General features: G+C 65.5%; 13 protein-coding genes. 8 read left to right on the forward strand and 5 right to left on the reverse strand.

Features of this window, described 5'->3' with window-relative positions:
- Positions 1–64 precede the first annotated feature (64 nt).
- From ACT6Q8_RS21590 to ACT6Q8_RS21615, 6 genes are all read left to right on the forward strand, one after another.
- Positions 65–601: a sigma-70 family RNA polymerase sigma factor gene (locus ACT6Q8_RS21590; RefSeq protein ID WP_444734468.1), complete on the forward strand. Its 537-nt coding sequence runs from the start codon at positions 65–67 to the stop codon at positions 599–601.
- Positions 591–1,379: an anti-sigma factor family protein gene (locus ACT6Q8_RS21595; RefSeq protein ID WP_444734469.1), complete on the forward strand. Its 789-nt coding sequence runs from the start codon at positions 591–593 to the stop codon at positions 1,377–1,379. The genes ACT6Q8_RS21590 and ACT6Q8_RS21595 overlap by 11 nt, the downstream gene beginning before the upstream one ends.
- Positions 1,380–1,421: 42 nt before the next feature.
- Positions 1,422–2,627: an OpgC family protein gene (locus ACT6Q8_RS21600; RefSeq protein ID WP_444734470.1), complete on the forward strand. Its 1,206-nt coding sequence runs from the start codon at positions 1,422–1,424 to the stop codon at positions 2,625–2,627.
- A 72-nt stretch (positions 2,628–2,699) separates the two neighbouring features.
- Positions 2,700–3,728 (forward strand): 2OG-Fe(II) oxygenase family protein, encoded by a 1,029-nt coding sequence (locus tag ACT6Q8_RS21605; protein WP_444739422.1) that lies wholly within the window; start codon positions 2,700–2,702, stop codon positions 3,726–3,728.
- Positions 3,729–3,802: 74 nt separating this feature from the next.
- Positions 3,803–4,348, forward strand: a complete 546-nt coding sequence (locus ACT6Q8_RS21610; protein WP_444734472.1) for an RNA polymerase sigma factor — start codon at positions 3,803–3,805, stop codon at positions 4,346–4,348.
- Positions 4,345–5,280: a FecR family protein gene (locus tag ACT6Q8_RS21615; RefSeq protein WP_444734473.1), complete on the forward strand. Its 936-nt coding sequence runs from the start codon at positions 4,345–4,347 to the stop codon at positions 5,278–5,280. Before ACT6Q8_RS21610 ends, ACT6Q8_RS21615 begins: the two co-directional genes overlap by 4 nt.
- A 65-nt stretch (positions 5,281–5,345) precedes the next feature.
- Here ACT6Q8_RS21615 and ACT6Q8_RS21620 read toward each other — a convergent pair whose 3' ends face one another.
- Positions 5,346–5,582, reverse strand: a complete 237-nt coding sequence (locus ACT6Q8_RS21620) for a type II toxin-antitoxin system YafQ family toxin (protein ID WP_444734474.1) — start codon at positions 5,580–5,582, stop codon at positions 5,346–5,348.
- Complete coding sequence (locus ACT6Q8_RS21625) at positions 5,575–5,835, reverse strand: hypothetical protein (RefSeq protein ID WP_444734475.1); 261 nt, start codon at positions 5,833–5,835, stop codon at positions 5,575–5,577. The genes ACT6Q8_RS21620 and ACT6Q8_RS21625 overlap by 8 nt, the downstream gene beginning before the upstream one ends.
- Positions 5,836–6,038: 203 nt before the next feature.
- Between ACT6Q8_RS21625 and ACT6Q8_RS21630 the strand changes: the two genes are divergently transcribed.
- Both ACT6Q8_RS21630 and ACT6Q8_RS21635 read left to right on the forward strand, forming a co-directional pair.
- Positions 6,039–8,567: a TonB-dependent receptor domain-containing protein gene (locus ACT6Q8_RS21630; RefSeq protein ID WP_444734476.1), complete on the forward strand. Its 2,529-nt coding sequence runs from the start codon at positions 6,039–6,041 to the stop codon at positions 8,565–8,567.
- A 180-nt stretch (positions 8,568–8,747) separates the two neighbouring features.
- Complete coding sequence (locus ACT6Q8_RS21635; RefSeq protein ID WP_444734477.1) at positions 8,748–10,070, forward strand: phytase; 1,323 nt, start codon at positions 8,748–8,750, stop codon at positions 10,068–10,070.
- A gap of 87 nt (positions 10,071–10,157) precedes the next feature.
- On the opposite strand, the gene ACT6Q8_RS21640 is transcribed toward ACT6Q8_RS21635, so the two are convergent.
- From ACT6Q8_RS21640 to ACT6Q8_RS21650, 3 genes are all read right to left on the reverse strand, one after another.
- Complete coding sequence (locus tag ACT6Q8_RS21640) at positions 10,158–11,339, reverse strand: serine hydrolase domain-containing protein (RefSeq protein ID WP_444734478.1); 1,182 nt, start codon at positions 11,337–11,339, stop codon at positions 10,158–10,160.
- Between the two features lie 37 nt (positions 11,340–11,376).
- Positions 11,377–12,618 carry an NAD(P)/FAD-dependent oxidoreductase gene (locus tag ACT6Q8_RS21645; protein ID WP_444734479.1) on the reverse strand — a complete coding sequence of 414 codons (1,242 nt, stop codon included), beginning with the start codon at positions 12,616–12,618 and terminating at the stop codon, positions 11,377–11,379.
- Between the two features lie 96 nt (positions 12,619–12,714).
- Complete coding sequence (locus ACT6Q8_RS21650) at positions 12,715–13,386, reverse strand: GntR family transcriptional regulator (RefSeq protein WP_054167816.1); 672 nt, start codon at positions 13,384–13,386, stop codon at positions 12,715–12,717.
- Positions 13,387–13,821: the final 435 nt, after the last annotated feature.

A 13,821-nucleotide genomic window follows, 5' to 3' on the forward strand; every position in this document is an offset into this window, starting at 1 on the left:
AATTCCCATGGATGAAAATCCCGTCTCCCGCGTTTACGCTTCATTGGGACAGGATTTGGCCGGGATGAGTGACGATCTTTTCCATCAGCAACTGACGGGCCATCTGACGGCCCTTCGCCGCTATGCCTTCGTGCTGACCCGGTCTGCGGACGAGGCGGAGGATCTATTGCAGGATTGCCTGGCCAAGGCGGTGGCATCGGCGGCGCAATGGCGACCGGGCAGCGACCTGAAGGCCTGGTTGTTCCGCATCCTCTATACCTGCCATATCAGCCGGCGGCGGCGACAGCAGGTGCGCCTGCGGTCGGTCACCAGCCTGGAGGAGGAGATGGCCGAACCGGCCCAGCCGCCCGATCAGCTGGCGCGGCTGGAGGCGGCGCGGGTCGTCGCCCAACTGGAAGCCTTGCCGGAAGGACAGCGTCAGGCCATCCTGATGGTGGCCGTTGAAGATCTGAAATATGAGGACGCGGCCAAGCGTCTGGGCATTCCCATCGGTACCTTCATGTCGCGCATCGCACGGGGACGGGAAGCCCTGCGACGCGCGCTGGAGGGAGAGGAACGCCCGGCCCTGCGCGTGCTGGAGGGGGGCAAGAATGGTCGATGATGTGACCGCCGACGGGATCGAGGAAAGCGATCTGCACGCCTTCCTGGATGGCGAGCTGGACCCCGCTCGCGATGCCAAGGTTCGGGCCTATCTGATGGATCATCCCGACGCGCATGAACGGCTGGCCCGCTATGCCGAACAGCAGCTGGCGCTCGCCGCCACCGCGCAGGAACCCTCCTGGCCCGCCTTGCCGGCCCCGCTGGTGGAGGGGTTGGAACGCGGCCTGCGCCGGGGCCTGTGGCGGCAGCGCCTGTCACGCGTGGCGGCGACGGTGCTGCTGGTGGCCATGGGCTGGGGGGCCAATGATTTGCTGCGCCGGCCCGTCTTTGCCAGCCTGCCCGACTATGCGCAGCAGGCGCTCGACGCGCATGAGATTTTCGCCAACGATCCCACCCGGCCCGTGGAAATCCCCGGTACCAAGCCTGATGAGATCCGCCGCTGGCTGTCGGCCAAGCTGGGAGAGCGGGTGGCCATCCCCGATCTGCGGCGTCTGGGGTTGAGCCTGGTTGGCGCCCGCGTCCTGGGTACCGATGAGGGCGCGACGGGGCAGCTTCTTTATGAGGATGCGATCGGTCGTCGCATGACCCTGTCGCTGGCCCCGGACGAGGCGGCAGCCCCAGACAGCCCCGAGCTGGAGGAGTTCCAGGGCCTGGAGGTGGGCATGTGGCGGGGGGAGGATTTCGCGCTGGCCGTCATTTCCAATGACATGCCCGTGGAACTGGACCGGCTGATCCAGGCTGTGGACGTGGCCCTGCTGCCGGACGCCCAAAAAAATTAACTGAGGCATGGATGAAAGAGGAAACACCTGCGTTTCCTCTTCATGACCCGCACTGTGTCCCGCCCCGCCCCTGCATCGACGCCGCCATCCTGCCTTGCGCGGGATGCGCGTATCGACCTGTTCCGGGGGGCGGCCCTGCTGGCCATTTTTGTCAACCACATCCCAGGCAATCCCGCCCGTTTCCTCACCTGGAACTGGCTGGGTTTCTCCGATGCGGCGGAACTGTTCATGCTGCTGGCGGGGCTGTCGCTGGCCCTGGCCTACTGGGGTTTTCATGCCCGCCATGGCTGGCTGCGGCTGGCCCTGCGTCTGGGGTCCCGTTCCTTCCGGCTGTACCGTACCTATCTGCTGCTGGCCCTGGCGCTGGCGGCGGGCGGGGCGGCGGCCTTTGCGGCCACAGGCGACCGGGCCATCGTCTGGCATCTGGGTATCGAACCCTTGCTGGATGATACGGTCGCGGCCCTGCCAGCCCTGTTCGCGCTGCAATACCTGCCCGGCTATGCCGATATCCTGGCAACCTATGTGCCGCTGATGCTGGCCAGCGCCTTTCTGCTGCCGCTGGCGGCGCGGGGCACGTGGCTGGTGCTGCTGCCGTCGGGTCTGCTCTGGGCCTATGTGCAGGTGACGGGCGCCAACCTGTCGGCGGGGTTCCAGGGTGAGCGCTGGATGTTCAATCCGCTGGCCTGGCAGTTCCTGTTCTGCATCGGCCTGTGTATCGGGGTGGGCGCGAAGCGCGGCCTGTCCTGGCCCCGTCACCGGCTGCTGGACATGGCTTCCATCGCCTGGGTCCTGGCCGGCATGGTCGCGGTGGAACCGTGGCGGCACCTGGGGTTCGACCATCCGCTGCCCGCCTTCCTGACCCTGCCGCTGGGGCCCAAGGAAGGGCTGGGCTGGCCCCGGCTTCTGCATATCCTGGCGCTGACGCATCTGGTGGTGCGATTCCTGCCGGCGGGTGCCGATGTGTTGCGCGCCGCCTGGCTGGCACCGCTGCGCCTGCTGGGCCGGCAGCCGCTGCCCGTCTTCGCGCTTGGCGCCGTCCTCAGTTTCGCAGGGCATTATGCACTGATCGCCTGGCCCGATCCCGGCTGGGCGCGGATCCTATTCATCAATGCCGGTGGGGCTACTGCCCTGCTTCTCCTGGCTGCCCTCCTGGAGTGGCAGGCCGCCGGCATGCCACGGCCCGACATGCCCCTTCGCGGGCCGTGGCACCCTTTCCACAGCGCTTTGACGCGCGCAACCGACCCCTGACCAGTGACCATTATGATGATCCCCCCGCTCGATCCTGTGCGTCCCGGTGTTGGGGAGCTTGCTCCCTGGTTCTTGGCGCGCTCCGGCGATGTGCCACAGTTCCACCTGTCCAGCCTGGGCGGGCGCAACATCGTGCTGTGCTTTCCCGGCAATGATACGCATACCGCCTTCAGCGCACTGGACCTGCTGGCGACGGCAGGCAACGAACTGAAGGAAGTGCATGCCGTCTGTTTTGGGGTGGTGCCCGATGCGGACGCGCCATTCTTGCAGCAGCGCTGGCCCCGGCTGCGGTTCTTCCACGACGACGCCACCTATCGCCTCCGGCAGCTCTACAATATTCCGCCGGCGGGTGGATGGATCGTTATCGACACCATGATGCGCATCCTCATCCGGGCTCCCTTGGAAGCGGGGGTGTCGGTGCTCCAGCAGGTGGCATCCCTGCCGGCAAGCGGACTGGCCGGTTCCGTGCATCGCCCCGCCCCCGTCCTGACGGTGCCCGGCATTTTCGAACCGGAATTCTGCCGGTATCTGGTGTCCCTCTATCAGCAGCAGGGCGGCACGGAATCCGGCTTCATGCGTGATGTGAACGGTCAGACGGTGGGCGTCGTTGATCATAGTTTCAAGCGGCGCCAGGATCTGGAGATCCAGGAGGAAGCCGTTCGTATCGCCGCCCGGCAGCGTATCGAACGCCGTCTGATCCCCATGATCACCCGTGCCCTGAATTTCCGGACAACCCGGATGGAGCGCTATATCGTCGCCTGCTATGACGGATCGGAGGGCGGGTTCTTCCGTCCCCATCGCGACAATACCACCCGGGGCACGGCCCATCGCCGCTTCGCTGTCACCATCAATCTGAATGAGGAAGAGTTCGAGGGCGGGGAACTGCGGTTCCCTGAATTCGGCCCCCGTACCTATCGCGCGCCCACAGGGGGTGCCGTCGTCTTCTGCTGCACCCTGCTGCATGAGGCGACGCCGGTAACCGCCGGCACGCGCTACGCCTTCCTGCCCTTCCTCTATGATGAAGAGGCTGCGAGGCAGCGGGAGGCCAATATCCGCTTCCTGGGCGATGGTACGGCGCAGTACAAGGCACAGGCCAGTTAGGGGCAGTCGTCACAAAACTGTCGCCGTCCGCATGTTACCCCGCTGCCTGTCCAGGAATGCCGGATGGGGCGGATATGGCGGGCGCAGAGGCAGAACGGGTGCTGGGGGTGGAGATGCTGGAAACGGCTCTACCCCGGCACCGCGACCTGTTGCAGGCCTATTTCCGCAACCGGCTGCCCTGTCCGCAGGATGCGGAGGATCATGTGCAGGAGGTTTATTCCCGCGTCATCGCGGCCACGGCCCCGCGCACCGGCATCGCCAACTGGAAGGGCTTCCTGCTGCGCGCCGCTGCCAATCTGCTGACCGATAATTTCCGGCGCGATCAGGCCCGCGCCGGGGGGCGGCATGTGCCGCTGGACGATGATCTTGATGCCGGCAGCGATGATGTCGCCACCCCCGAACGGGTCGTCGCGGCGCGTCAGCGCCTGGGCCATGTCCAGGCCGCCCTGGCCGAACTGGAACCCGTCTGCCGCGACGCCTTTCTTCTGTGCCGGGTGGAAGGGTTGAGCCATCGCGACATTGCCGCCAGGCTAGGGATCGAGGTCGGGACCGTAACCCGGCATGTCGAACGCGCCCTGATCCATCTGGCGCGGCGCACCGGCGGGCGGGGTGCGGCATGAGCCTGCCTGCCGATCATGATCTGGAACAGGCGGCCCGCTGGATGGCGCGGCTGCGTGCCGGGCAGGATGCCGCCACCCGCCGTGATTTCCGTCGCTGGCTGGAACAGGACCCCGCCCATGCCAACGCCATGGAACGGGTGGCCAGCGCCTGGGAACAGGCGGGCCCCCGCGCGCCGGTGCCGGCGGCGCGTCATCAGCCACGGCCCTTCATGGCGGGCTTTGCGGCGATGGCGGCGTGCCTCGCCCTCCTGTTGGCCGTGCCGCCGCACTGGCTGGCCTGGGCGCGGGAAAGCCATGTGACGGCGAAGGGGGAGATACGGGCGGTCCAGCTTTGGGATGGCAGTGAGATCCGCCTGGATGCCGACAGCGCCGTGGAGGTGGCTTATGGCCCATTCAGCCGGGATATCCGCCTGACAAGGGGGGAGGCGTCGTTCAAGGTCGCGAAAAGCCGCCTGCGCCCCTTCGCGGTAACCGCCGACCACCTGACCGTGGTGGCGACCGGCACGGAATTCATTGTCGAGGATGCCGCCGATACGCGCGTCACCCTGCTGGAAGGCGGGGTGGATCTCCGCGACCCGGTCAGCGACCGGGTGACAGGCCGCCTTGCCCCCGGCCAGATGGCGGTGGCCGACGGCACCACGCCGCCCCGCATCGCCAGCGCCGATATCGAACAGGCCGGCGCCTGGCGGCAGGGTCGCCTGATCTTCAACCAGACCAGCCTGGGCGAGGCGCTGACCCGCTTCGCCCGCTATGGCGGCCCTCGCGTCACCCTGTCGGAAAACGCGGCGGCGCTGCAGGTCAGCGGCGTCTTCGCCACGGGCGATGTCGAAAAATTCGTGGCCGTGGCCGCCAAACTGCATGGGCTCGCCATCACACGCGGCGGTGACGGCGGCATGACGCTGACGGTGGAGCGGGGGAAAAGGCGGGGGTAGGGCGGCTATTCAAACAGCTCGGCATGGGTGCCGCAGGTGACGAGATACAGAACATCCCCGTCAATCTAGTACATCAGCAGGAAATCGCCGCCGATATGGCACTCCCGGTACTGCCGCAGGTCGCCTTCAAGTTGGTGATCCTTGTATTCTGCTGGTAACGGACCGTCATTGGCCGCCAGCATCAGGATTGCCTTCTTCAGAGCGACCATATCGGAACGACCGGCCCGGCTATGCCGGTCCCAGCTTTTGATGAAGCGTTTGGTCTGTTCGATATCGTGTGGACGGCTGGTCCGCTTACCCATGCCGGGCCTTCCGCGCCGCCTTCAACGCTTGGACCTCATTCATGGCTTCCTGGGTTTCCAGCGTAGGCTTGCGGGGGCGGCCATTCTTTTTAGCAATGATCTCGCTTCCGATCTCCTGGATCATATCGACATCGGTTGGCGGAACCTTTGTCAGATCCACCGCGCCATGCTGCATGATCACCTTCAGGGCGTGATAGGCCCGGCGCTGCTGGCGCTGCAGGTTGGCGACACTGCTCCTGGGCATGTCCATCATTCTCTCCTGGTGGCGGCACGATCCGCTGAATAACTATAAGCATGGTTTTTGATAGGGAAAAGCCCCAAAGCCGCCCCCACCCGATGACACTTCCATGACGCCGGGATGAAAGTTCCGCATCGGCCCGGAAACAGCCTTTCGCCTGCGTCTATCCCGTTGTCCATGCCGGCATTGCCCGGCTGTCCCACGGGAGAGTTCCGATCATGCGTATGCGTTCCCTGGCCCTTGGCGTTTCCGCCCTGGCGATCCTGTCCTTTGTGCCCGGCCATGCGGTGGCACAGGGCCAGCCGGTGGCGGCCTCACCCGCTGCCTTCACCCTGGCCCCGCGTGATCTGGGCGATGCGCTGGTGGCGCTTGGCCGGCATTACGGGCGCAATATCCTGTTCACCCCGGCACAGGTGGCGGGCAAGCGGTCGGCCCCCGTCACGTCCGCCGCCGGCTTTGATGCCGCGCTGAAGGCGCTGCTGGCCGGTACGGGCCTGTCGGCGGAGGTAGGGGCCGATGGGTCAGTGACGCTGGCCACCCGCAGCGCCGCCGCCACGCCGGCCCCCGCTGCCCGCCCCGCGCCCACCCGCGCGCCTGCCGCCGTCGCCAGTGCCGCCCCAGAACAGGCGGAGCCGCAGAAGGTGGAGGAGATCATCGTCACCGGCCAGATCTTCTACCGCAACCGCACCGCCGACCCGAACCCGGTCCTGTCCTACGACCTGGAATATTTCCAGCGGTTTGAGCCGGTGTCGGTGGGCGAGATGATGAAGCGCGTGCCGGGCGTCACCTTCGCTGCCGACGTCCTGGAATATGACGCGGTGCAGATGCGCGGCCTGCCGCCCGGTTATACCCAGGTCCTGATCAATGGCCGCCGCCCGCCGGGCGGGGAGGCCGACCGGTCCTTCTTCGTTGACCGTATCCCCGCCGAACTGGTGGAGCGGGTGGAGATCGTCCGCGCGCCCCGCGCCGACCAGCCGTCCGAGGGCGTGGCCGGCACCCTGAATGTCGTGACCAAGGAAAGCGAGGCGTTCGAAGGCGGCTTCGCCAAGGCCGGAGCCCTGATCAACGAGGATGGCAAGGTCCGCCCCTCCTTCGCCGTCGCCTATGCCGACAGCCTGGAGGACATGTCGTACTGGGCCGCCATCAACTATCAGGGCCGCCGCAATCCGAAAAAGAAGGTCACCGATTTTTATGATGGTTCGTTCAGCGAATATACAGGCAGGGAATTGCAGGATGACACCCGTGACGGCGTTGATATCTCCGCCAACGGGGAACTGGTCACGCGGCTGGGCGAAGGCTCGCTGCGCCTGACCGGCTTGGTGGTCGATACCAACCGCGATGAGGATGAAACCTCCGTCACGTTCGAGGGCGACAGCCCGGCAGCGCTGGAACAGGACGAGATGGAAGTGCAGCGTGAACGCATCGGTCAGCAGACCTACGCCCTGTCGGCAGCCTTTACCCACCCGCTGTCCATCGGCGAACTGGGCCTGGATGCCGGCTGGTCCGGCTATCGTGAGGACAGCAAGACAGAGGTGGATGAGGGCGACACGGTCGAAGAGGCTGAGTTGGTGGAGCGCGAAACGCTGGACACCACCGACGATGAACTGTCGGGCACCATCTATTACAAGTTCACGCAAGGCATGGTGGAAACCAAGGCCGGCATCGACCTTCTGCACAAGAAGCGCGACACCGCCAACCGCACCTTTGAGCTGGATGATGGCGAGTGGGAGGAGGAGACGGCCCCCGGCGCCATCTTCACCATCAAGGAACAGCGCTATGACCCCTATGTCCGTTTCTCGCTGGACCTGACCGACCATCTGACGCTCGATGCCGGTGCCCGCTATGAGATCACCCGCCGCGATGTCAGCAGCGAGGATGGCAAGGCCGATTATGACAGCGAGGCCTTCAACCCGTCCGCCCATCTGCGCTTTCAGGCGACCGAGGCCGACCGCTTCCTGTTTTCCGTCGCGCGCACCGTCCGCCGCCCCGACTATGACCTGATCAGCCCCTATCGTCAGGAGGAGGAGCCGGCGGACGAGGATGAGCTGATCGGCAATCCGCTGCTGGCCAACGAACGTGCCTGGGGCGTCGATGTGGGCTATGAGCGGCAGCTGGGCCGGCGCGGCATCATCGGTGCCAACTTCTTCTACCGCGACATCACCAATCTGATTGAGCTGTTCAATACCGGTGAAGATGCCGAGGCCGGCGGCAATGTCTATGAGGCGCGCAACGCCGGCAAGGGGCAGAGCTGGGGCATGGAGATCGACTTCTCCACCCCGCTGGACTTTGCCGGCCTGCCCGATACGGGCCTGTTCGCCAACTATACCTGGCTGGACAGCGAGATGCGCGACCCCACCCTGGGCACCAAGCGCCGTTTCAACAACCAGCCCCGGCATATCTACAATCTGGGCTTCATCCAGACGATCCAGAGCCTGGATGCCAGCCTGGGCGCGTCCCTGTCGGGCCGGTCGAAGGCCAAGGAAGTTTCCTTGGATGAAGAGGTCGATCTTTCCTACGGCAAGGACCTGGAAGCCTTTGTCGAAAAGCGCTTTGCCGATCGGTTCGTCCTGCGTCTGTCTGCCTCCAACCTGCTGAACCGCAAGAAGAAGGAAGGCTTCGTCACCTTCGATGGCGACAGCGTGGCCGACATCATCGACGCCCACCGCGCCGGTGAGGTGGAGGAAAGCGAGCGCGAAAGCGAACAGTCCGGCCGCCTGTTCCAGGTAACCCTGCGCGCCACGTTCTGAGTTGTTTGATCTGTCGTTCCCTCACTGTCCCATCGGCTGGCGCCAATGGGCCCCTCCCTCTCCCACTTTCGTGGGCGAGGGGTGGAAATTAAGCCCCTCGCCCGCTTGCGGGAGAGGGAGGGGCCCAGGCCTGCCAGGGTCTGGGAGGGTGAGGGAACTACGCCCCATGAAAGGACCCCCATGCGCCCCCTGATCCCGCTCGCCCTGATCCTGACGCTTGCCGCCTGTGGCAAAGAGCCTGCCGCCCCCGTAACGGCCTCCCTTCCCCTGGTGAAACCAGTGGCGGAAACCGCACCCGGACTGCCCGATGGTGGGGTGAAGGGCGATGCCGATGACCCGTCCTTCTGGCTGCACCCGGACGACCCGGCCCGCAGTCTGGTGATCACGGCGGCCAAGGGGGCGGGTTTGCGGGTCTACGACCTCCAGGGCAAGCTGGTGCAGCGCATCGATGCCGTTACGGATGGCCGCTACAACAATGTCGACGTCGCCTATGGGATCAAACGCCCCGATGGATCGACCATCGACATTGCGGTGGCCAGCGACCGGGGGCGTGACCGTCTGATGGTCTGGGCCATTGACCCGGCCAACCCGGCTTCCCCCCTGACCGACATTACCGACCCCAACCAGGGTCAGGTCTTCCCCACCCGCCTGTCGCCTGACGGCACCGCAGAGATGGCGAACCCCGTGGCCGATCAGGCCAGCGCCTATGGAATGACCCTTTGGAAGGACAAGGCGACGGGGGAGGTGCGGGCCGTGGTGGCGCAGCGCAATGCGGCGCGTCTGGCCGAACAAAGGCTGGTGCTGCGCCCCGACGGCACGGTCGGCCATGAACGCACCCGCCACTGGGACTTCCCCACCACCCATAAGGGCCAGAACCTCACCATCGAGAATGACAATGACCCGGCACTCGACTGGCAGCCGCAGTTCGAGGGGCTGGTGGTGGATGAAGAAGTCGGCATCCTGTTCGCAGGGCAGGAGGATGTGGGTCTGTGGCGCGTCAACCTGACGACCGGCAAGGCCGACGATCAGCCCTTCTATGAAACACGCGGATCGGCGAAAAGCCCCTTCAACAACCCCGACAGCAAAGTCGCCCGCGATGTCGAAGGTCTGGCGCTCTATCGCGGCGCGGACGGCACCGGCTACCTGATCGCCTCCAGCCAGGGCGACGCCCATGGCGATGAAAAGGCACCGGACGCCGCCGGCCTGGATGACAGTTTCGCCCTGTTCGAACGCGGCGGCCAGAACCGCTATCTGGGCAGCTTCAAGCTGACGGCCAATGGCGCCATCGATGCCGGCCAGGAATGCGACGGCGCCGAACTGATCTCCATCCCCCTGCCCGGATATCCGGCGGGCCTGCTGATGGTGCAGGATGGGTATAATGACGATCTGAACGGCATGAGCGGGGAGCCGGAGGCCACCAACTTCAAATACGTCTCCTGGGCCGACGTGGTTACGGCCCTGCCGCAGTTGACGGTGAAGCCGGGCGGGTGGTCGCCGCGGTGAGGGGGTGTTGTCGCATGCGCTTTGCCTATGCGACCTACGCACCTGTTGTAGGTCGCATAAGGGCGCACGCCGGCATGCGACAACCCGTCAGCCCCCCACCAAAGCCTTGAAATACACCAGCGTCTCCGCCTCCAGCGCCTTGACCCAGGCGGTGGGCCAATGGCTCAACTTCACGATCACGGTGCGGCTGGCGGGGTCGATATAAATATACTGGCCATGCACGCCCTTGGCCATGAAGGCGTCGCTGTCGGGCAGGGTCCACCAGAAATACTGGTAGCCCTGATCCCGGCCCGGCGCTGCCGGCTCTGTCCCGTCGGGCACGGTGGATTGCCGGACCCAGTCGGCGGGCACCACCTGCCGGCCATTGGCCCGACCGCCCTCCAGCATCATCAGGCCCAGGCGGCCATAATCGCGAAGCGTAGCGTTGAAACCCGCGCCAGCCCAGGCGCGGCCCGTGCCCGGCGGCCCATCCAGCAGCCAGGTCCCCGCCCGTTCCATCCCCGCCGGCCGCCACAGCTTTTCCGCCATGTAATCGGCAAGCGTCCGGCCCGTGGCGCGTTCCAGGGCCCAGCCGACAACCCCCGTTTCCAGCGTTGAATAGTTGAAATGGCTGCCCGGCGCATGGTCGCTGCCGATGCGGGTAGCAAGGTCGGTGAACCGCTCCCGCTCCGTCACGAAGCTGCTTTCATACAGCTCTGCCATCTGGCTTTTGGTGCCGGTGCCATAGGTTTCGGCAAAGGCCGCCCCCGACCGCATCAGCAGCGCCTGACGCAGAGTCACCCCCGCGTACCCACTGCCCGCCAGTTCCGGGACATAGCGGGTCAGGGGGTCATCGACACTGCCGATGGCCCCATCCCGGATCGCAATGCCGACCAGGATGGAGGTGATGGATTTCGCCATGGAGAAGGAGATGAACCGGCTCTCCGGCCCACTGTGATTGCGGTAGATCTCATGCACGATCCGCCCGTCGCGGATGACCAGCATGGCATTGGTCCGCGTGCGTTCCAGAAAGGCGGCGGTATCGTATTGCTGCCCCTCGAAACTATAGGTGAGATCCAGGGGCCGGACTGCCGCCGGCAGTTTCCAGACCTTGGGCCCTGCCGGCACGGGGGCCGTCTCGAACATCTCATCCATATGCCGGAAGGTCAGGCTGTTCAGCCCCTCCCCATACAGCACGCGTCGCATCTGCTGCTGCGACGGCGTCACCTCCGCCTGAACGGAACCGGCCAGCAGCAGGGACAGCAGCAGGAAGGGCAGGGGGCGGAACATGGGCGGCAGCCTCGGGTAGGGATACTTCTCCGCTCTACTAAGCCGCCTGTTCAGCGTCAATCACCGCCTTCAGTTCCACCGCCGGGTCGGCGGCGCGTGCGCTGTCGATCTGCCTGCCGCCGGTGATCAGGGCCTTGGCCTGGATGAAATCACGGGCATTGTTCAGGCAGTCAATCGCGATCAACCGCCCGCCGCGCAGATACAGGACGGAAAAGCCGGCGGCGGCGGCATCGCCGCGCACCAGCACGTGATCATACTCCATGGCCAGACCCACGGCCTGCATCTTCACATCATACTGGTCGGACCAGAACCAGGGCAGGGCGGCATAGGGCTTTTCCAGGCCCAGCAGCGTGTCCGCCGCCACCTTGCCCTGATCGACCGCGTTCTGCACCGATTCCAGACGGATGGCCCGGCCCGCAAAGCCATTGGGATGCAGGGCGCAATCGCCGATGGCAAGGATATGCGGGTCTGGCGTCCGGCACAGCGCATCCACCACCACCCCGTTGGGGCAGGGCAGGCCGGCCAGCGCCAGCGGTTCGACATTGGGGATGATGCCGATACCGACAATCACGATATCGGCGGGAATCGTGGTGCCATCGGACAGTTCCACCGCCGTCACCCGGCCCTCATCCCGCAGGGCCGATACCTGGGCCGACAGGCGGATATCCACCCCGTGACGGCGATGCAGCCCGGCATAGAAGGCGGAGACGGGCGGAGAGGTGACACGGGCCAGCAGCCGTTCCTGCGCCTCCAGCACCGTCACCTCATGGCCGAGCGCGCGCAGCACCGCCGCCGTTTCCAGGCCTATATAGCCGCCGCCCACGATCACCACGCGCGCACCCGGCACAAGATCCGCCTTCAGCGCATCGATATCGGCGATGGTGCGGATGGCATGCACGCCGGCCAGATCGGCCCCCGCACAGGACAGGCGCCGGGGCCGTCCGCCCGTGGCCCAGACCAGCTTGCCATATCCGATGTTTGCGCCATCCTCCAAGCTCAGGGATTGTGCCGCCCGGTCCACCGCCGTAACGCGCCGACCGGTCAGCAGACTGACCTGTTTCTCCTGCCAATATTCCGGTTTGCGCAGGGCCAGACGTGCCGCGTCACGCTTGCCGGCCAGATATTCCTTGGACAGGGGCGGGCGTTCATAGGGGGCGGCGTCCTCATCCCCGATCAGGGCGATGGACCCGGCAAAGCCACCCTGGCGCAGCGACTGCGCGCATTGCGCCGCCGCCTGTCCGGCCCCGGCGATGACGATATCGTAGTCGGTCTGGCCCATGGCAACGGTCCTTTGCAAGAAGGCGCAGCTGTCCCGTTCCCGACCACGAGGGGCGGCGGGATCAGGGGCCAGCGGTATAGGGAATGCGCGCGGGCCTTATTCCGCCGCGCGCTGCCCGGTCAGGGAGATATATTCAGCGAAGATATCGCCCTGGATCGTCGTATGCTGACGCAGACGGCGATAGGCGATTTCGGGATCGCCCTGCTGCACCGCCTCCATGATGGCGGCATGGTCACGCAGGTTTTCCTCTGCCCGGCCCGGGTAGTTCAGCTGATAGCGGCGGTAGGGAACAAGCTGCAGGGCCAGCTTGTCGGTCATTTCCACCAGCACGTCATTATGGCTGCCCCAGACCAGCAGCTGATGGAACTTGCGGCTGGCCGCGTAATACTCGTCCTGGCGGCCGGCATTATAATGGTCTTCGGACTGCTTATGCACCTCAGCCAGCTTGGCCTTCTCTTCCGGCGACATGCGGCGGGCCGACAGCTTGGCGCACAGGCCCTCCAGCTCCGACATGACCTCGAACATATGGATCATGCGGCGGATATCCATGCTGGCCACCACGGCCCCCTGGCGCGGCCGCTTTTCCACCAGCCCGGATTCCACCAGTTGCAGCACCGCCTCGCGCACGGGCGTGCGGGAAACGCCGAACCGGGTGGCGATGGCTTCCTCGTCCAGGCGTGAGCCGGGACGCAGGCGTCCCATGAAAATGTCCTGTTCCAGGGACACACGCACATGTTCGGCATGCGTTACGTGTGTGGGCTTGTTCATCCATCCTCCGCCGCGCGGCACCCGCGCTTGGCCATTCCGCCTCTGCCGATGCCGCCGCCATCGCAACCCGTACAGGGCGCCATCCCTGTCATGTATCGGTCATGGACGACGACAAGTCAAGCCGTCGCAGCGGTTCTTGAATACGGATAAGCCACTCTGTGCATACTTTGTCGACGTGCCGACCGTGGGATACCAACGCGGGGCGACGGGAGGGGGCGGACAAAACAGGCGGATTTCCAGGGCCTTCGGCGTGGCCGTCAGCGGAACGCCAAACTTCCTGCACCGTCGCACAATTTCTCACTTCGTATACATTGCGCGGCGTTAAAAAATATTATACAGTCCGAACCGTATTCAGAAAATGCCCGCCCCGAACGTCTGTGGCGGGACCTTGTATCCGGCGATGCCGCCGGAATTCCCAGAATGATCCGCCGTGAA

This window comes from Niveispirillum sp. (assembly GCF_052437035.1).
In the GTDB taxonomy this organism is placed as follows: Bacteria; Pseudomonadota; Alphaproteobacteria; order Azospirillales; family Azospirillaceae; genus Niveispirillum.